General features: G+C 65.6%; 18 protein-coding genes. 9 read left to right on the plus strand and 9 right to left on the minus strand.

From position 1 onward, the window contains the following. Positions 1-96 precede the first annotated feature (96 nt). A complete protein-coding gene (locus CKO40_RS24430) occupies positions 97-1,527 on the minus strand; it encodes an amylo-alpha-1,6-glucosidase (RefSeq protein WP_242477075.1) in 1,431 nt (476 codons plus the stop codon). Continuing rightward, on the minus strand, positions 1,524-2,078 hold the full coding sequence (locus CKO40_RS15230; RefSeq protein ID WP_200347123.1) for a superoxide dismutase family protein: 555 nt from the start codon (positions 2,076-2,078) through the stop codon (positions 1,524-1,526). Before CKO40_RS15230 ends, CKO40_RS24430 begins: the two co-directional genes overlap by 4 nt. A gap of 815 nt (positions 2,079-2,893) precedes the next feature. On the opposite strand from CKO40_RS15230, the gene CKO40_RS15235 reads away from it, so the two are divergent. From CKO40_RS15235 to CKO40_RS15250, 4 genes are all read left to right on the plus strand, one after another. Further along, positions 2,894-3,322 (plus strand): YeeE/YedE family protein, encoded by a 429-nt coding sequence (locus CKO40_RS15235; protein WP_200347125.1) that lies wholly within the window; start codon positions 2,894-2,896, stop codon positions 3,320-3,322. After that, complete coding sequence (locus CKO40_RS15240) at positions 3,322-3,774, plus strand: DUF6691 family protein (protein WP_200347127.1); 453 nt, start codon at positions 3,322-3,324, stop codon at positions 3,772-3,774. Before CKO40_RS15235 ends, CKO40_RS15240 begins: the two co-directional genes overlap by 1 nt. After that, positions 3,767-4,600 (plus strand): MBL fold metallo-hydrolase, encoded by an 834-nt coding sequence (locus CKO40_RS15245; protein ID WP_200347128.1) that lies wholly within the window; start codon positions 3,767-3,769, stop codon positions 4,598-4,600. The genes CKO40_RS15240 and CKO40_RS15245 overlap by 8 nt, the downstream gene beginning before the upstream one ends. Positions 4,601-4,746: 146 nt before the next feature. After that, the gene (locus CKO40_RS15250) at positions 4,747-6,780 is read left to right on the plus strand and encodes a diguanylate cyclase (protein WP_200347131.1); all 2,034 of its coding nucleotides are present in this window, start codon (positions 4,747-4,749) and stop codon (positions 6,778-6,780) included. Positions 6,781-6,817: 37 nt separating this feature from the next. On the opposite strand, the gene CKO40_RS15255 is transcribed toward CKO40_RS15250, so the two are convergent. Then, complete coding sequence (locus tag CKO40_RS15255; RefSeq protein ID WP_200347133.1) at positions 6,818-7,324, minus strand: GNAT family N-acetyltransferase; 507 nt, start codon at positions 7,322-7,324, stop codon at positions 6,818-6,820. Positions 7,325-7,329: 5 nt separating this feature from the next. Then, positions 7,330-7,602, minus strand: a complete 273-nt coding sequence (locus CKO40_RS15260) for a type II toxin-antitoxin system TacA family antitoxin (protein WP_200347135.1) — start codon at positions 7,600-7,602, stop codon at positions 7,330-7,332. Positions 7,603-7,670: 68 nt separating this feature from the next. Here CKO40_RS15260 and CKO40_RS15265 point away from each other — a divergent pair, with 68 nt between their 5' ends. After that, the gene (locus CKO40_RS15265; RefSeq protein ID WP_200347137.1) at positions 7,671-8,072 is read left to right on the plus strand and encodes a sensor histidine kinase; all 402 of its coding nucleotides are present in this window, start codon (positions 7,671-7,673) and stop codon (positions 8,070-8,072) included. A gap of 38 nt (positions 8,073-8,110) precedes the next feature. Here CKO40_RS15265 and CKO40_RS15270 read toward each other — a convergent pair whose 3' ends face one another. Together CKO40_RS15270 and CKO40_RS24435 are read right to left on the minus strand one after the other, a co-directional pair. Continuing rightward, positions 8,111-9,115 (minus strand): hybrid sensor histidine kinase/response regulator, encoded by a 1,005-nt coding sequence (locus CKO40_RS15270; protein ID WP_338074192.1) that lies wholly within the window; start codon positions 9,113-9,115, stop codon positions 8,111-8,113. Continuing rightward, on the minus strand, positions 9,027-11,816 hold the full coding sequence (locus CKO40_RS24435; RefSeq protein WP_242477076.1) for a CheR family methyltransferase: 2,790 nt from the start codon (positions 11,814-11,816) through the stop codon (positions 9,027-9,029). Before CKO40_RS24435 ends, CKO40_RS15270 begins: the two co-directional genes overlap by 89 nt. 591 nt (positions 11,817-12,407) lie before the next feature. Here CKO40_RS24435 and CKO40_RS15290 point away from each other — a divergent pair. The 4 genes from CKO40_RS15290 (at position 12,408) to CKO40_RS15305 (ending at position 15,021) form a co-directional block, all read left to right on the plus strand. After that, positions 12,408-12,659 (plus strand): AbrB/MazE/SpoVT family DNA-binding domain-containing protein, encoded by a 252-nt coding sequence (locus CKO40_RS15290; RefSeq protein WP_200347141.1) that lies wholly within the window; start codon positions 12,408-12,410, stop codon positions 12,657-12,659. Position 12,660: 1 nt separating this feature from the next. Further along, positions 12,661-13,083 carry a PIN domain-containing protein gene (locus CKO40_RS15295; protein ID WP_200347143.1) on the plus strand — a complete coding sequence of 141 codons (423 nt, stop codon included), beginning with the start codon at positions 12,661-12,663 and terminating at the stop codon, positions 13,081-13,083. Positions 13,084-13,693: 610 nt separating this feature from the next. Continuing rightward, the gene (locus CKO40_RS15300) at positions 13,694-14,566 is read left to right on the plus strand and encodes a DUF2269 family protein (RefSeq protein ID WP_242477077.1); all 873 of its coding nucleotides are present in this window, start codon (positions 13,694-13,696) and stop codon (positions 14,564-14,566) included. Positions 14,567-14,652: 86 nt separating this feature from the next. Further along, positions 14,653-15,021, plus strand: a complete 369-nt coding sequence (locus tag CKO40_RS15305) for a SpoIIAA family protein (RefSeq protein WP_200347145.1) — start codon at positions 14,653-14,655, stop codon at positions 15,019-15,021. Positions 15,022-15,092: 71 nt separating this feature from the next. On the opposite strand, the gene CKO40_RS15310 is transcribed toward CKO40_RS15305, so the two are convergent. Genes CKO40_RS15310 through CKO40_RS15320 form a run of 3 tightly spaced genes read right to left on the minus strand, consistent with a single transcriptional unit; the run spans position 15,093 to position 15,998 of the window. Further along, positions 15,093-15,401, minus strand: a complete 309-nt coding sequence (locus CKO40_RS15310) for a hypothetical protein (RefSeq protein WP_242477078.1) — start codon at positions 15,399-15,401, stop codon at positions 15,093-15,095. Positions 15,402-15,405: 4 nt separating this feature from the next. Then, positions 15,406-15,768: a type II toxin-antitoxin system VapC family toxin gene (locus CKO40_RS15315; protein WP_200347147.1), complete on the minus strand. Its 363-nt coding sequence runs from the start codon at positions 15,766-15,768 to the stop codon at positions 15,406-15,408. Further along, entirely contained in the window at positions 15,765-15,998 is a 234-nt protein-coding gene (locus CKO40_RS15320) for an AbrB/MazE/SpoVT family DNA-binding domain-containing protein (protein ID WP_200347149.1), read from the minus strand. The genes CKO40_RS15315 and CKO40_RS15320 overlap by 4 nt, the downstream gene beginning before the upstream one ends. Positions 15,999-16,789 lie beyond the last annotated feature (791 nt).

Here is a 16,789-nt window from a genome sequence, read left to right on the forward strand (position 1 = left end):
CTTGCATTATGATTCTAAGAAGCCCTAACAAAATGCCCTCTACGGCCTAGCAAATCAGCAGCTTGTGCAGGCTAGCCGGGCATCTTGGTCGGGCCTCTAAGCGCTAGCCCCTTCGACCAGTTCGAGACAGAACGGCGCCTGCCCATCGAGCGCATGCTGGCCAATGATCGCGGCGGCCGCGCTCCAGCCCTGATGGCGTGTGCCGCCGGGTGTCAGGTCGCGGCCGTGGATGTACTCAGCGAAGCCCCAGGGCTCTCCGTCCATCGGCAGCGCATTGGCGCAGTTGATGCCATCGAGAAACCGTCGCGCCTCGTGCTGCAGACCGCGCCGCGCCAGGTCGCAGACGTAGAAGGCCGTCACCATCGGCCAGAGCCCGCCGTTGTGGTACTCGTAAGGCGCGTTCTTGAAGCTGTACGAGAACATCATCTGCAGGTCCTCCCAGTCGTCGTCGACGGGACGGATGACCGGATGGAATGCCGGCAGCAAGGCTGCCCCGCTGCCGCGCCAGCCCTGGTCGCCTTTCTGGTCGCGGTTTTGATCTCTGTGCTGGTCCTTGCGGTCCTTTTTCTGGTCGCTGTCCTGGTCAATCTTCTGGTCAATCTTCTGGTCGATCTCCTGCTTCTGGTCGATCTCCTGGGCAATATCATCGGCGATGTATTCATCCACCCGCCGCCGCTGGGTGTCGTCGGCGACGTCGAGCAACGACGCCAGCACATTGGCCAACGAGTCGAAACGGTAGCTATAACCGGCCGGCGAGAACGACGCCATCCAATGGCGGTCGCGGCAATGGGTCGCGGCCTTGAGCCCCTTGCGGTAGAGGACCTCATGATAGAGGTCGTCCGGCAGACTGCCGTCGTCGTCCGCCGCGAACCAATAGTTGCTGCGAATCAGGTGCCGCAGCCGGCTGATCCGGTCCACCAGCGCGTGGTCGGCTGAACCGTGCACCGACTCATGGACCCTGGCCAATGTCTGCTGTGCCTGGAGATAGAGCAGTTGGTCGTAAAGCACATAGCCATTATGCAGATACTCATCCGCCCAGTCCCCGGTGAGCGGGACATAGAGCAACCCACGGTTGTTGAATTCCCAGGCGCCGAGCAGGAACCGGACCTTCTCAATCACGGGCACCAAGCGATTCAGGAAGCCCTCATCGCCGGTCGCACGCCAATACTCGCCGCAGCCGATCAGGAACCAGAGATTGGCGTCGATCCGCCCGGCCGTGCCGCCATAGCTGACGCGCCGGGCGACAGGGTCGACGTTGCTTGGGATCTCACCGTGCGGACCCTGGTGGTCGGCCAGCGTCACGAAGGTCTTGCGCGCGGTCTCGCGCAGCTGCGAGTCGCCGCTGAGCAGCGCCGCCAATGCGAGGATGGCGCCGTCCCGCGCCCAGATCCGGCGATAATTGTGGCGCTCGGTCGAGGACGCGACGAACCCGTGCGAGCTCCTGCAGGCATGCAGCAGCTGCAGTGAGCGCTGGTAGGCGTCGGTCGATCGTTCGTCGATCGGCGGCGGTGGCTGATGCTTGATCAATCCTTACGCTTCTCGATCGGGCCGCAGGCGATGCGTGGCCCGGCGGCGCCCGAGGGCTGGGACTGATAATCATCGGCGCCCTCATGGATCACCAGCGCGGCACCATCGCTGTCGAAGAGCTGCGCGTCCATGTCCGAGACACGGGTCATGACTTCGAGCTCGAGCCGCCCCGTTTGCGGAACGTGGATGTTGGGCATGTCGCCCAGGTGCGGGCCGTCTTCGCGCAGATAGCCGTGGGCGTTGGCGTCCTCAGCGGTGAGATGACCGCCGGCGGAGTCGAACGGCGGCTCGCAGGCGCCGGTCTCGTGGATATGGAAGGCGTGGACGCCGGCCGGCAGCCCGCCGAACCGTCCGTGCAACAGCACGCCGTTCGGGGTCTCGCTCAGGAGCACGGCGCCGACGGTGTTGCCGGCGCGGTCCTGCATCATGCTTTCACCGACGTTCGGCTCAGCAGCGAGCGGTAGGCTCAGTACGCCCCCGATCAAGGCCATCGGCAGCGCGAGCGAGGTCTTGCTGAGAAGGCGGACAGGGGCGGAATCAGTGCGGGGCATCGGAAGGTCTCCGTGTCGGTTGAGTTCAGGATCGGTTCGTATATTGAGAGCGGCTCATCGGCACCGGCGGCCCACTCGAGCAAGCGCCGGCCGATCAGCGGCCGATCAGCCGCGTTAGCCAAAGCAATCCCGATGCCCGCCTTGTCGACCCCCGCCTTCTCGATGCCGGTCTTGTCAATACCCGCCTTATCAATGCCGGTCTTCCAACAGCCTGTCGCTGCCCGCAAGGATCGCGGGGTAGGAGCCCGCTTGCGGGGGATCTTCGCCGCCGCAAGCGCGGCCTGGTCGCCCGCAAGCGGGCTCCTACAGCGTTGAGCGCCCAGGTGGCAGCATCAGGTGGCAAGATCAGGTGGCAGGAAAAGGTGGCAGGAAAAGGTGGCAGGAAAAGGGTCTCGGTATTGCTGACGCGATGCACGAGCTGCTCGGCTCCCTGACTGGTCTGCCTCCTACACCGATTGCTTATATCCACCATCAGCGGGGGATTTTGACCCAAGGGGAGCTGGCCGGGAATCACGCCATCCCCGGACCACCCTGATCGTCACGCCCCACCTGCTCGGCCCCTATCGGCCCCTGTCGGCCCCTGTCGGCCCGCCGACAGTCAACTCTAGACAGCCCAATTCGGCGGCCCAACCTCCTGGCAGCCCAACCTCCTGCCGGCCCGACCTCCTGCTAGCCCGGCCTCCTGCCAGCCTGAACGCTTGCCAGCCCGACCTCCTGCCAGCCTGACCGCTTGCCCGCACTGGCCCGCTTATTGCTCGAGCTGACATCAGGTAATTGCGAGTAACTGAGGTTCCGCCAACCGGAGGTTGTTCAAGATGCAAGGCTTCACGCCGATCCTGTCGACGCTCGGGGGAGTGCTCATCGGCTTCGCGGCGATCGCACTGCTGTACTTTAACGGCCGCATCGCCGGCATCAGCGGCATCATGGGCGGCGTGCTCCGACCGCAGAAGGGCGACACCCTCTGGCGCGCGGTCTTCCTGGCCGGACTCATGACCGGGGCCTTACTGATCCTGCTGCGACATCCGGCGGCGATGGATCTGCGCTTCGATGTCTCCGATTCCACCATCATCCTCGGTGGCTTCCTGGTCGGCATCGGCACCCGCATCGGCACTGGCTGCACCAGCGGCCATGGGGTCTGCGGTGTCGGTCGGCTAGCGCCGCGATCGCTGGTCGCGAGCGCGGTCTTCGTCGGCTTCGGGATCGCAACCGCCACGCTGGTCCGCCATGTCTGGGAGGGGTTCTGATGCTCGGCTATCTCGTCGTCTTCCTCTCCGGCACCCTGTTCGCACTCGGGCTCGGGATATCGGGCCTGACATTGCCGCAAAAGGTCATCGGATTCCTCGACCTCGGCGGCGACTGGGACCCGAGCCTCGCCCTCGTGATGATCGGCTCGGCCGGCGTCTACCTGCTGTTCTACCGCTGGATCAAGCAGCGCTCGAGCCCGCTGTTCGATACCGAGTTCCATATCCCGACCCGCACCGACATCGATCAGCGGCTCCTGCTCGGGGCCGGCCTCTTCGGCATCGGTTGGGGCTTGGTCGGACTCTGCCCCGGTCCCGCCATGACGGCGCTGGTGAGCGGTCATCCCGAGGCGCTGATCTTCTTCACCGCGATGGTGACCGGGATGTATGCCCACCGCACGGTCGACCTACTCGCCGAGATCCAAACCCCGACTGGGACCACGAGCGATGGATGACGCCCGCCAGCGGTCGCCAAGCGGCGCCACGCCCAACGGACACCCATCCGACGCCGGCCATCAGGTGCGGATGCTGCAGCTCGGCCCGATGCAGAACCTGGTCTATCTCATTGGCGATCGCGCCAGCAGCCGCGCCGCGGTGGTCGATCCGGCCTGGGACGCGACGGCGATCCTGCACAGGCTCGCCGAGGCGGAGCTGCATCTGACCGATGTTCTCATCACCCATGGCCACGACGACCATGTCAACGCCCTCGCGGCACTGCTCGGCCGCACCGCACTGCCCGGCCACCGACCCGTGATCCATGTACTGGCCGAGGAGGCCGACTTCTGGCGGCGCGCCGTATCGAGCGCGATCAGCGCCCCGGTCCCGGAAGATCGCCAAAGCGAGATCTGGGCGTCCCCGCCGCCGCCGCAGCTACACCGGCATCATGACGGCGACCGCATCAGGCTCGGCGCCACCGAGATCACCTGTCTCGCCACCCCCGGCCATTCGCCAGGCGGGGCCTGCTACCGGCTGCCCGGCCAGCTGATCACCGGCGACACGCTGTTCGTCTACGGCTGCGGCCGCTGCGACCTGCCCGGAGGCGATCCGGAACGCATGTTCCAGTCCTTGCAGCGGCTGAAGGCGGAGATCCCGGACCAGACCGCGCTGTTGCCCGGCCATCACTACGCGGCCTCGGCGAGCTCGACCATGGGCGAGCAGCGCCGGGCCAATCCGTTCCTGCACTTCGACGATGCCGAGGCCTTCTGTGCGTTCCGCGCCGAGCACAACAACCATCGGCATCCGCCCTACAAGCCGGTGCCGCGCGGCTGGAGCGCCTGGTGAGCGGGGTGCGTTCAGACGCCACCTATCGGTTCAAGATCCCCCGCTCTCGCGCACCTGGATGACGGGGCGCTGGCCGGACTCGCACTCGTGACGCTCGCGGTGATCGCGCTTATCATCCCTCTGATATGGTCGCTGGAAGGTGGATGATGCGTAAGCAGAACCTGTTCGTAATCGGCCTTGACGACTTCAGGCTGCAGCAGCTCCGGCGGCTACCGCAAGCGGAGCACTGCGCCTTCCATCCGCTGCTCGAGGTCGAGGCGATCCGCGACGTCGCCCACTGCGACCTGCGCGCGCTGCTCCACGACGCCGCCAACACCCTCGCCGGCTTCCAGGGCAGCGTCGACGGCATCGCCGGTGACTGGGGCTTCCCGGCCAGCGTGCTGGTGCCGATCCTGGCGGCCCGCTTCGGCCTGCCCTCAGCGTCGCTGGAGGCGGTGCTCAAGTGCGAGCACAGCTATTGGAGCCGCTGCGAGCAGGCCGCGGTGGTGCCCGACCAGGTCCCGCGCTTCCAGGCGTTCGACCCGTTCGATGACCAGGTCGCCGAGCAGCTCGGGCTGGAGCCGCCGTATTGGATCCAGTCGTTCGAATCATTCCGCTCCGACCGGATCTTTCCAGTCCATCAGCCACAGGACCTGCGCTCGGCGCTCGCCCAGATCCGGGAGGAGGAATCGGTCCTGAGCACATCCTTCCGCTGGCTGCTCCAGAACTTCGAGGTCCCAGCCGCGATCGCGCAGATGAAGGAGAGCTGCGTAGCCGAGGCGATGGTCGGCGGCACACGCTGCACCCTCGAAGGCTATGTGTACGACGGCAAGGTGCAGGGCCAGATCCTGAGCGCGCTCGCGTTGGGCGGGCCGGATTCGTCCTTTGTATGCCGCGACGACCAGGCCGGCTCGCTGCAACCGCAGGTCGAGCCTCAGGTCCTCGCGATCGCGCGCGTGCTGCTGAAGCGGATCGGCCTCGACCAGTCGTTGTTTAAGCTGGAGTTCTTCTACAACCAGCGCAGCGGACAGATCTGGCTACTCGAGATCGCCCCCCGCCTCTCGCAGGGCCGTGCCGAGCGCTTCGAGCAGGCGTTCGGCCTCTCGCCGCTCGGCGTCATGGTCGACCTCGCCCTCGGCCGCGAGCCGGCGGCGCGGACACCGCATGGCAAGCCGCCGTCCCCCGCGCTCCGGCCGGCTGCCGATGACGAGCGCGCCGACGAGTCTTCGCTCGTATCACAGACCGAGATCAGCACGCTCGCGGGCTCCGGCCGGCCCGTGCGCGCCGACCTGGAGGTGGCCGGCAGCCGCATCCTGGTGGTCGACGATCAGGAGCACAATCGCACCACCCTCGAGACCATGCTGCGCGATGCCGGGTTTCAGGTCGATCTCGCGGGTGACAGCGACGAGCTGTTCGCGCGGCTGCGCCATGCCAAGCCCGATCTGGTCCTGCTCGATATCCGGCTGCCCGGGGACGATGGCTTCCAGATCTGCGAGCGCCTGCAAGCGGCCCCCGAGCAGGCCGAGATCCCGGTCATCTTCGTTACCGCGATGCACAAGGACGCCGCGAGCATCGCCCGGGCCTTCGCCGCCGGCGGGGTCGACTTCATCACCCGCCCGTTCTTCCCGGAGGAACTGACCGCGCGGGTCCAAACCCACCTGCGCCTGAAGCGCTACCGCGAGCACCTCGAGGCACTGACCCGGGTCGACCCCTTGACCGGCCTGCTGAACCGTCGCGCGATGTGCGAACACCTCGAAGCGGAGAAGCGCCGTGCGCAGCGCACCGGCCTGATTTACGCGCTGGTGATAGCCGATATCGACCACTTCAAGCCGGTCAACGACAACCACGGCCATCGCTGCGGCGATCTCGTGCTCACCGGTCTCGCGCAGCTCCTGGGCGAGCGGGTCCGGCGCAGCGAGCGCGTCGGCCGCTGGGGCGGCGAGGAGTTCCTGCTGCTGCTGCCGGACACCGACGCCGCAGGCGCCGCGGTGCTGGCCGAAGACCTGCGCCAGGTGGTGGCCGCAACGCCTTTCTCATGCGGTGAGCGGACACTGCAGATCACCCTGAGCTTCGGCGTCATGGCCGACAGCGGGGAGCGTCCGCTCGACGCCTGCCTCAGCAAGGCCGACGCCGCCCTTTATGCAGCGAAGAACGCGGGCCGCAACTGCTGTATCACCCATGCCGATGCGGCCCGTTGCTAGGCGCTGCGACCGCTTTGTCGCTTGCTGAGCAAGCAGGTTACTGGCGCTTGAGCCGCGCCGCTATCCCCTTCAGCGGGATGAACAAGGCCCGCCCCGCCCCTTCCAGATCGAGACGGGAGAACCCATGATGCTCATAGAAGGCGACGGCCTGGTCGTCTTTGGCATCGACGACCAGAGCGAATGCGGCGATGTCCGACTCGATCACCCTGCGGGCGGCATCCACCAGCATTGCAGAGCCGAGCCCCTGGCCTCGACATTCCTGATCAACCGCCAGGCGGCCGACCCGCACGGCGGGGATGGCGGGATAAGGCGGAAGCTTGCGTGTTGTCTCGGCAGGAAGGTCCGGTAAGGCGATATGACAGGCCGAGAGCGTGTAGAAACCGCAGATACGCTCGGAGTCGCTGCAGAGCGCGACGTAGCATGCCGTTAGGCGGCGGCGGATGTCCTGGGTGACCTGGCGGTGAAAATAACGGTCGAGCGCCTCGACCCCGCAGCAGAACGGATCGCGAGCCCTGTTCCCCAGTGGCTCAGTACGGAAGGACACGGCATTCAAGCCGGCCCCGCCGTGCGTTTGTAGCGATCAATCGCCCGCTCCATGGCGGACGCGAGAGGCGGCGGATCGATCAGCGCCTGCGCAAAGCGCAACTGGTCCTCATAGGACAAGGTGATCACGTCGGCTTGAACAACCGTCTTTTCCGCGGCTTGACGCGCTGCGGTGACCACGAAATCCGACAACGACCGTCCCTCGATCTCCGCCGCCCGCTTCAAAAGGGCGTGAACGTCAGGACTGACTCGCGCCTCCAATCTTGCCTGTTTGCCCATCGTCGAACCTTGCTCGAAACGCCGACTCTTCGCCAAAATGTACGGTATTATTCCGTACATCACAAGAAATGACCGCATCGAAGCATCGCAGACCGCCCCCTCTGGACGAGCTGACCCGGTTCAACGAGGCCGTCGACGAGTCCCTGCATTGCGACTCTTCCGGTCTCCCGATCGAACTGCAGGCGCAGGCCGAGGACGAGCAGGTCGTCGTCAGGGTCTACAACCAGGGGCCAGCCATCCCGCACGAGGCCCAGCGCCACCGGTTCGACCCGCCCACCCGCGTCGCGGTCACCCAGGACAAGCGCAACGCCACCGGCCTCGGCTTGGGTCTCTATATCGCCGGGCAGATCGCTGAGGCCCACGGTGGCACCATCGAGTTGACCGCCTCCCCCGACGAGCAGGGCACGACCTTCACCGTCACCCTGCCGAGCGAAAGCACCCCGGAGGCGGAGACCACGGGTCTGGTCTGAGACGGCGGCATCCGCCGGACCGCCTCGGCCGGCTGGCGCTAGTCGGCGGCGTCCTCCCCGCCCTGTGCGCCGGGCTGCCGCCGTTTGTCCAGCACCGCGAGCAGGTCCTTGATGCGCGCCGGCTTCGGCAGATGATGATCGAAGCCGGCGGCGTAGGCTTGCTCGCGGTCGCTCGCCTGGCCATAGCCGGTGACCGCGATCAGCACCGCCTCGGCGGTCTGCGGCTGCTCACGCAGCGCCCGCGCGACCTCATGACCGTCCATGTCCGGTAGGCCGATGTCGAGCACCACCGTATCCGGTTCGAAGCGCGCGGCCACCGCCAGCGCCTCGCGGCCGCTGTGCGCCTGCTCGACCGCATGGCCCGCGCCCGTCAGGGCCATCGTCATGCTGGTTACGATATCCGGGTTGTCATCGACCACCAGGATGCGCCGCGCGCCGCCGGTGCTGTCGCCGCTCCTCGCCTCAACTGGGCCGCTCGCAGCGTGCACCGCACCGCCGGTGCCCGAAGCCCCACCCTCCGTCTCAGCGCGCTCGGCGGCCGCCGACCCGGGATTGGACTCAAGCCCGGGCTCGGCTTCGGCTTCGGCTTCGGCTTCGGATTGGGACGCAGCCTCATCACGGGCATCGGCGCGCGCCTCGGCCAGCGCGGCGGCGGCCTCGGCCGAGCGCGGCAGGCACAGGATCAACTCGCTGCCTGTGCCGGGGCCGTCGCTGCGGGCCTCGGCGCGGCCCCCGTGCAGCTCCATGATCCGGCGCACCAGGGTCAGGCCCAGGCCGAGGCCGCTCTTGCCCTGGCCGGGAAGCTGCGGTCCCTGAGTGAAGAGATCGAAGATGCGATCGATCAGCTCGGGCGCCAGACCGATACCGGAGTCGCCCACCCGCACCTCGGCCTGGCCGTCGATCAGACGGGTCCGCACCTGGATCGCGCCGCCGTGCGGGGTGTACTTGATGGCGTTATGCAATAGGTTGGTGACGGCCTGGATCAGGCGCACCTGGTCGCCCTGCACCGGCAGCGCGACCTCGGCCTGCTCCACGCTCAGCACCTGACCGGCGGCCGCGATCGCCGCGCGCAGATTGTCGGTCGCAGCGGCCACCGGGTCGCGCAGGTCGAGCGGCGCGCTGCAGGCTGATGCGGCCCGATTTGATTCGCCCCATATCCAACAGGTCATCGACCAGCCGGGTCAGGCAGCTGAGCTGGCGCTCCTGGATCTGCACCAGCTCGCGCAGCTCGGGGTTGGCCGGCAGCCGTTGATTAAACAGATCGACCGCGGTGCGCAGCGGTGCGAGCGGATTGCGCAGCTCGTGGCCGAGCGCGGCCAGGAACTCGTCCTTGCGCTGGTCTTCGGCAAGCAGCTTGGCCTCGGCGCGCTTGCGCTCGGTGATGTCGGTGCACATGCCGACCCAGCCGCAGAGGGAGGCGCCGTCGTTGCGCAGCGGCACCGCGCGCAGATGGGTCCAGCGCCAGTCGCCGCTGACATGGTGCAGGCGCAGCTCGAGGTCCAGCGGCGCCTCCTCCTGAACGCAACGGCGCCAGCCTGCGCGCGCCGGCGCCTGATCCTCCGGGTGCACCGCATCAAGCCAGCCCTCGCCGCGGCGGGCGGCCTCGGTCTGACCGGTGAAGGCGCGCCAGGACGGCGATTCGTCGACCACCCGGCCCTTGGCATCGGCGGTCCAGACGATCTGCGCCGAGGCCTCGACCAGCGCCCGGAAGCGCGCCTCGCTCGCGCGCAGCGCCAGCTCGGCCTGCTTGTGCTCGGTGATGTCGACCAGGGTGATCACCACGCCCTGGATCTGATCGCTGGTCGAGCGGTACGGAAGCACGCGGGTCAGGAACCAGGTCCCGTTCTGGCCCGGGATCTCGCGCTGTACGGGGGTCAGCCGCTCCAGCACTGTGCGCGCGTCCTCCTCGAGCTGCTCGTAGGCGACGAGGCGATGCAGATCGGTCAGTGGCCGACCGCGGTCGCAGGCGCGGATGTTGAATAGCTCGCCGGCGCGCGGGGTCACCCGCACGATGTGCAGCTGCCGATCGAGGAACAGGGTGGCGATGTCGGAGGCCGCCATCAGGTTGTTTAGGTCCGAGCTTAGCTGGGTGAGCTCGGCGACCTTGTGGCGGTTCTCCTGATTGACCATCTGCAATTCCTCGTTCATCGACTGCAGCTCCTCCTTGCTGGTCTCGAGCTCCTCCATGGTCGAGCGCAGCTCCTCGTTGGCGGACTGCAGCTCCTCGTTGGAGCCCTTCATCTCCTCCTGCGATGCCTCGTACTGTTCGATGACCGCGCGCAAGCGCGCGCGGGTGCGCGCGAGCTCGGCGGCGTCTCCCTCGGCCGGCTCGGCGGGCGGCTCCAAGGCGCTCGGCGCCTGCCCGGCGGGCAGCTCGTCGAAGATCACCAGGCTCAGGCCACCGAGCGCGGGGTCCTGCGAGGGACGCACCTGCATAAGCACCTGGCGCGGCTCGCCGTCGAGCTCGAGCGCGACCGGTGCCGTGCGCTGCGGCTGGCCGCGCTCGCGCCCCCGGTGCAGCGCTGCCTGCAGCTCCACGCGCAGTGCCTCGCGAATCAGCTTGAAGAGATTGGCCGATGGCTCACCGCCGGGCACGTGCAGATAGCGCCCGGCGTGTTCGGAGCAGTGCACGACCTTCAAATCCTGATCCACCAGCACGCTCGGCGGCGCGAAGCGCTCGACCATGCGCTGGTGCAGCAGGCCGTAGCTGGACGCGGGCTCGGCCGACCGGCCGCCGTCCTGACCGTCCGCGAGCGTCGTGCGCCAGGTGTTCGGGAACACCGGTAGGCTGGGCTCCGGCGCCGGGACGTTGCGGCGCTTGTGCAGCGCGTGGCGCTTGTCCTCGACCTCGAACAGGCCGGCGCGGTCGATGGTTTCGGCCGGACCAAGCCACAGCCAGCCGTTCGGATTCAGCGCATAGTGGAACAGCTCGATGAACTTCTCCTGGGTCTCGCGCTGCAGATAGATCAGCAGGTTGCGGCAGACGATCAGGTCCAGATGCGAGAACGGTGGGTCCTTGAGCAGGTTGTGGCTGGCGAAGATGACGATCTCGCGCAGCTGCGGGTGGACGCGATAGAAGCCGTCCTCGTTGAAGAAGAAGAAGCGCCGCAGCCGCTCGCCGGAGACGTAGCCGGCAATCGAGTCCGGATAGAGGCCCTCGCGGGCGCGCGCGAGTGAGCCGTCGTGCACGTCGCTGGCGAAGACCTCGAGCTTGGGCGCTGCCTCCAACCGCCCGGCCTGTTCGAGGAGCAGCATCGCCAGGCTGTAGGCCTCCTCGCCGGTGGCGCAGCCGACCGACCAGACGCGGATGCTGTCGCCGGCGTCCTTGTCCGCGAACAGTGCCGGAATGACCTGATCCTGGATGTGCTCGAAGGTCTCGCCGTCGCGGAAGAAGTGGGTGACGGTGATCAGCAGCTCGTTGCCGAGCGCGCGCACCTCGCCGGGGTCGTGGCGCAGACGCTCGAGGTAGCGCTCCAGGTCCTCGATGTGATTGAGCTGCATGCGCCGGCGGATGCGCCGCAGCACGGTGGCGGGCTTGTAGCGGGAGAAGTCCTGGCCGGTGCGCGCGCGCACTTGCCCGAAGAGCGCTTGCAAGACCTTGCGCTCGCGCTGCGCCTGCTCGGCGAGCTCGTCGACCACCGCGACACTGGGCTGGGTGCGGATCACGCGCAGGATCTGCTCGGGCATCTGCGCCACCGGCAGGATCAGGTCGACCAAGCCACTGGCGATGGCGCTGCGCGGCATGCCGTCGAACTCGGCCTCGGTGGGCTCCTAGGCGATGGTCAGCCCGCCGCTCTCCTTGACCATGCTCAGGCCGATGCTGCACGGGCCTCACTGGTAATCAGGCCGGTAATCGAGGAGGCCAATCGTATCCCGCCCAGGCCAGGGCCAGCAGCGGGCGAAGCGCTGAATTACCGCATGGCAGACGCGCAGCTGACAAGCTGGATGCGAAGCATTCCTCTCAGGAGGAGCATTCCTCTCAGGAGACGACAGCCTGATCCATGGCCTGACATGCTGCCTACGAGCGGGCATTCATCAACAATGCCAGGTTTGACGCCTTGACAGAGGCTGCGCCGGAGGCCGCTTATTTTGTCCATTCAGGCGCAGAGAGCCAGGCGCAGAGAGCCAAGCGCAAGACCGCCGCGCTGGGAGCAGATTGGCGATGATCGGTGCATAACAACCATTCGCGGCTCATAAGCCCGATGAAACATTGTGAGGGGGCTGTTTCGCAACTCGACATCAAGTGGCAACCGCCGGATTCCGGGAAACCGGAATATGTATTAAGATCAGCAGAGACAGTATCGGTCAACGCTATAGCGTACAGAGGTCGTAAGCATGGATCTTGTGAAGCTGGGAAAGAAAGGCCAAGTAACCATACCCCGTGCCATCCTGCGCTCGGTCGGCCTGAGCGGGGAAACTCCGCTGCTGGTCGAAACCACGCCCGAGGGCGCAATCTTGCTGAAGCCGGCCGCCGTCTACCCGGTCGAGGTCTATTCGGAGCAGCGAGTCGCCGAATTCGAGCGCGAGAACGCGGTCCCGGAGGATCTGCAGGCGAAGGTGGGCGCATTGTTAGGTCGGAAAATCTAACGTGCGCTTGTTTCTCGACGCGAACATCCTGTTCAGTGCTGCCTATCGGGACGGCAGCCCTGCGTTACTGCTCTTCGAGCTCGCTGCAGCAGGGCGCTGCCGTCTGTTGACCTCGGCATTCGCCTGGGACGAGGCTCAGCGGAACATCGCGCTTAAGTGTCCGCACCGCACGGTGGTACTCGATGCCCTCAGGGGCCAACTCGACGATGCAGCGGTGCCAACCGCCGCTGCAATCGAGAACGCCGCTCGGCGAGGACTGCCGGATAAGGATGCGCCAATCCTTGCTGCAGCCTGTGTCGCGGAGGTGGATATCCTCGTTACCGGAGATCGCACCCACTTCGGACACCTCTACGGACAGGCCGTTGAAGGACTGCAGGTGCTGACGTTGAAGGCGACCTTAGCGCGCTTGCTCGAAGACCCGTGAATCGCTCCTGATTTGCGTCCATCCATGCCAACAACAGCCAAGCCCAAGACCGCCGCGCTGGGGGCAGATTGGCGATGATCGGTGCATAACAACCATTCGCGGCTCATAAGCCCAATGAAGCATCGCGAGGGGGCTGTTCCGCTTGGTGCTTTGTGTCCAGCTGTGAGCCAGACCAGCTTGCCGTCAAGCACCAGACCGCCCTGCCTTAGGCGATTTCTGTCAAAGCTCATACCGCCTTGCTGGTCTTTTCGCTCGCCTTCTTCGTCGCGCCGCCGGTCACATAGCCCGGCTATGCTCCCGGCGACGCTCCTCGAAGGCAAACGAACATCCTGCGCAATTCGGTACGAGCTTTTCCGGCAATCGCCTTATCAGTGTGCACCCGGCTTGCGCCCCGCTTACGCGAGGTGTCGGGCGGGTTGATCTGAACCCTTTGCAGAATCTTGCAGAATCGGGCACGACTTCGGCAGCTTCGCCCGGCTGAAGCGGCTAAAGCCGCAGCGATAAAGCCATCGCCAAGAAGCCCTCAAGAAGCCGGCACACTGAGCACGAGCCCGGACATAGCCGGGACAAACTCACAGCCAGGGCACACTCACCCCGCGGAGGAACCATCATGACCCGATCCAAGACCACGCAGTACCTGATCGCACTCACCGCCCTGCTCGCCGCTGCGACCACCACGGCTGAGACTCAGCAAGGCGACACCAGCGCAATGCCAGCGGATCTCGACGGCTATCGGTTCATCAATGCCGTCGCCATCGATGACCCCGATGACCCGTTGCATGGCTTCCATCACTTCTATCTCAACGAGACGGGCATCCAAGCATTTCGTCAGGGCGGCCCTTACCCGGTCGGCACCGAATTCGTTGGCCTGGTCTACGAGATCACGCGCGACGGCCCCATCCGCAACGAGGGCGAGGGCAAAGCCGTTCATCTCTTCGGCGTCGTACTGCTGGTCGGCAATGTCATCGTGACCCTGGTCTGGAAGCTGGGTGCGGATCGCACCGGCGAGCCTTCGGTGATCGCCTTCGGTCAGCGCCTGGTCACCTTGACCGACTGGTGGTTCACGCTCGGCGGTGTGGTGCTGATCCTGATTGGCGGCTACGGCGCGGCCTGGGTCGCGGGGCTCGATCCCTTCGGCGTGCATTGGCTGCTCTGGGGTCAAGTCCTGTTTGTCATCTCGGGGCTGCTTTGGGCGCTGATCCTGATCCCAGCGCAGATCCGCCAAGCGCGCCAGGCCACTCGCTTTGCAACCACTGGCCTGATCCCAGCAGATTACTGGCGTGATGCGCGACGCTGGACCTGGTGGGGGATCTTGGCCATCGTGCCGCTGCTGGGCGCGATCTGGATCATGATTGCAAAGCCGGCAGCAGTACCGGCCGAGCCGACAGATCGGCTCAATCGCGGCAAGCAGGAACAGATTCCACGAGCCTGGACGGTGAGCACCGAGGTGGACGGTAAGCACCGAGGCGCAACTGAGGCTTAACCGACGAGCATCCACTTGAGCCGGAGCCACTTGAGCCGGAGCCGTACACACTTGAGCTAGAGCCACTAACCAAAGAGGAAGCAACCATGATCGAGGTCCACGAACAGCCCAACAGCAACATCGTCGAGATGACCGTCTCGGGCTCCGTCACCGCACAGGAGTTCGACAACGCGCTGGCATCCTTCAAGGGCGCCATCGAGCGTCACGGCCGTATCCGCCTCCTCGAGACCGTCGGCGAGCTGGACACCCCACCCATCCCCTGGAACAAGCTCTGGGATGACGTCAAATTCAGCTTCGAGCACCTGAGCGATGTCACCCATGTCGCGGTGGTTGCTGATCAAGGCTGGATTGCCGCTTATGTCAACATGCTCAACCCGCTGATGAAGGCCGAGCTCAAACACTTCAAGCGCCCCGAGCTGGAGGTCGCCCGGAGCTGGCTGGCCCAGGCGGCCTAGTCATTCAAAGAGTAGAGTCCCCTTGTCCATGAGGTACATCGACAAGGCAGAGAATCAGCGGCGCAGACGCTTTACAGCTCCCTGACGCTTTCAAAGATCTCGCGGGCCAAGTGCTCGCGCGCCGCAGAGCGAAAGGCGTCATCCGTCATCACGCGATTGAAGATCTCCTCGTTACCCTCCATGCGCGCGATGAACAGCTCGTCGAGGGTGCGATCCAGATAGGCGGCGAAGTTGGTGAAGTTGTTGGCGCGAGCGGCTTCGCTGATGGTCTCGTTGCGTTCTGCAGAGGCGCGTATCTGATCGAAGAACAGCTGATCGGCCTCGTTGAAGTCGGTGCCGAAGCGCTCGTTGAGGCGGTCGATCAGGCTCGACAGCGGCACGGCCTCATCCTTGATGCCGCCGCTCCCCACGTCGGCCGGCCCCTTCAACGGATAGGCCGTCCCCTCCCCTAGATCGATCGAGTCCTGACAGACAGTTTGCGATGGCCGGCTCCACAGCCTCGCGTTGTTCGATGACTACTTGGGGCAAAGACATCAGGTGGCGCAGAGCTGCGACCACCTCCTCTGTCGAAAAGCCGTAGTAACCCCGCATGACCCACTCCAATTCGAGCAGCACGGTCTTGGCGACCATCAGCGGCTCGCCGGATTCGATCAGCCGTCGCGCCATCTCGTGCTGGCGGGTCGCTTCTGCATCGCTCTCGTCTTGCACGTAGTAGCGTGCGAGCACATTGGTATCGAGCCCGATCACGATTGAACCAACGAGGCGGGATCGAGGTCAGCGGGCACTGCTGGACGCTTGCTTTTCAGCATGCCAAATCCGGCTGCTGGTGCCTCGCCGTCGGTTGGTTCAACGCGCATTTCTAGGTGGTCATCGACCAGGTCAAAGCGGACACGGCTGCCCTGGCCGATTCCTAGTCGTTGCCGCAGGTTTTGCGGGATCTGGACCTGCCCCAGTTCATTGACGGTCGCGGCTGGCATTAGTGGTCTCCTTGGCAAGTGTCATGGCGGATAAGAGCAGTTATATCGAGCAGACTAAAGATACCGATCGCTGGGCGTTCATGTCGTCTTCACACTGAAGTGGACCCCATGTCCAGGACAATTTTCTCCCGAGTTTAAGCTGTGCTGGTTAGGTCACATGCAGCGTCTTGACGCTGCCCTTGCTCGGCCGTGGGTCCGGCCCCGGCGGAGCGTAGCGGAGCCGGGGCCGGACCCACCCCCACTGCCAGCATAGTTGTGTGTGCCGCAGCAATGCGGTTTTGGTCGGCACGAAGCCGACCGGGCAGCATGAGAAGCTGCCGAAGCGATGGCGGAACCGACCCGCCGGAGTCTGCCTACAGGGGCCGGCTCCAAACCACCCCCGAGCGGCCTTGGCTGAAGACCGTGGTCGTGAGCGTCGGGGGAGAAGGCGCATCCAGGTGGTGCGTCAGGTAGGAATCGAGAAGGCGAGTCACCACGAACCCTCGTTGAGGTGCCGAAACTGAGTAGCCGACATCAAAACCAGAGGCCACAACTCTCTCTGGGACGAGCCCATCGGGAACCTGTGTACTGGGAACGAATAAGGTTAGATCGCGCGAGCGAAGCGAGCCGCGACCTGAACCGGTCGTTGGACGAGCCCGGGGTCGAAGAATCACGGGGAGGGTATGCCGGGTGACCACGGGTGATTGCTCACCCGTGGTTCCCACAGATCCGGACGTGCGGAATTCCCGCATCCGGCTCCTCAGTTGAGCAGTCGCTACACAACAATCGTTGCACACCCATCGGACAAAAGC

Source organism: Halochromatium glycolicum (assembly GCF_016584085.1).
GTDB classification, from domain to species: domain Bacteria; phylum Pseudomonadota; class Gammaproteobacteria; order Chromatiales; family Chromatiaceae; genus Lamprobacter; species Lamprobacter glycolicus.

Coding starts and splice junctions, on each gene's coding strand:
- CKO40_RS15240 (WP_200347127.1), top strand. CDS start 3,322: ATGCTCGGCTATCTCGTCGTCTTCCTCTCCGGCACCCTGTTCGCACTC.
- CKO40_RS15320 (WP_200347149.1), bottom strand. CDS start 15,998: ATGCCAGCCGCGACCGTCAATGAACTGGGGCAGGTCCAGATCCCGCAA.
- CKO40_RS15245 (WP_200347128.1), top strand. CDS start 3,767: ATGGATGACGCCCGCCAGCGGTCGCCAAGCGGCGCCACGCCCAACGGA.
- CKO40_RS15290 (WP_200347141.1), top strand. CDS start 12,408: ATGGATCTTGTGAAGCTGGGAAAGAAAGGCCAAGTAACCATACCCCGT.
- CKO40_RS15235 (WP_200347125.1), top strand. CDS start 2,894: ATGCAAGGCTTCACGCCGATCCTGTCGACGCTCGGGGGAGTGCTCATC.
- CKO40_RS15250 (WP_200347131.1), top strand. CDS start 4,747: ATGCGTAAGCAGAACCTGTTCGTAATCGGCCTTGACGACTTCAGGCTG.
- CKO40_RS15300 (WP_242477077.1), top strand. CDS start 13,694: ATGACCCGATCCAAGACCACGCAGTACCTGATCGCACTCACCGCCCTG.
- CKO40_RS15265 (WP_200347137.1), top strand. CDS start 7,671: ATGACCGCATCGAAGCATCGCAGACCGCCCCCTCTGGACGAGCTGACC.
- CKO40_RS15230 (WP_200347123.1), bottom strand. CDS start 2,078: ATGCCCCGCACTGATTCCGCCCCTGTCCGCCTTCTCAGCAAGACCTCG.
- CKO40_RS24435 (WP_242477076.1), bottom strand. CDS start 11,816: ATGCCGCGCAGCGCCATCGCCAGTGGCTTGGTCGACCTGATCCTGCCG.
- CKO40_RS15305 (WP_200347145.1), top strand. CDS start 14,653: ATGATCGAGGTCCACGAACAGCCCAACAGCAACATCGTCGAGATGACC.
- CKO40_RS15260 (WP_200347135.1), bottom strand. CDS start 7,602: ATGGGCAAACAGGCAAGATTGGAGGCGCGAGTCAGTCCTGACGTTCAC.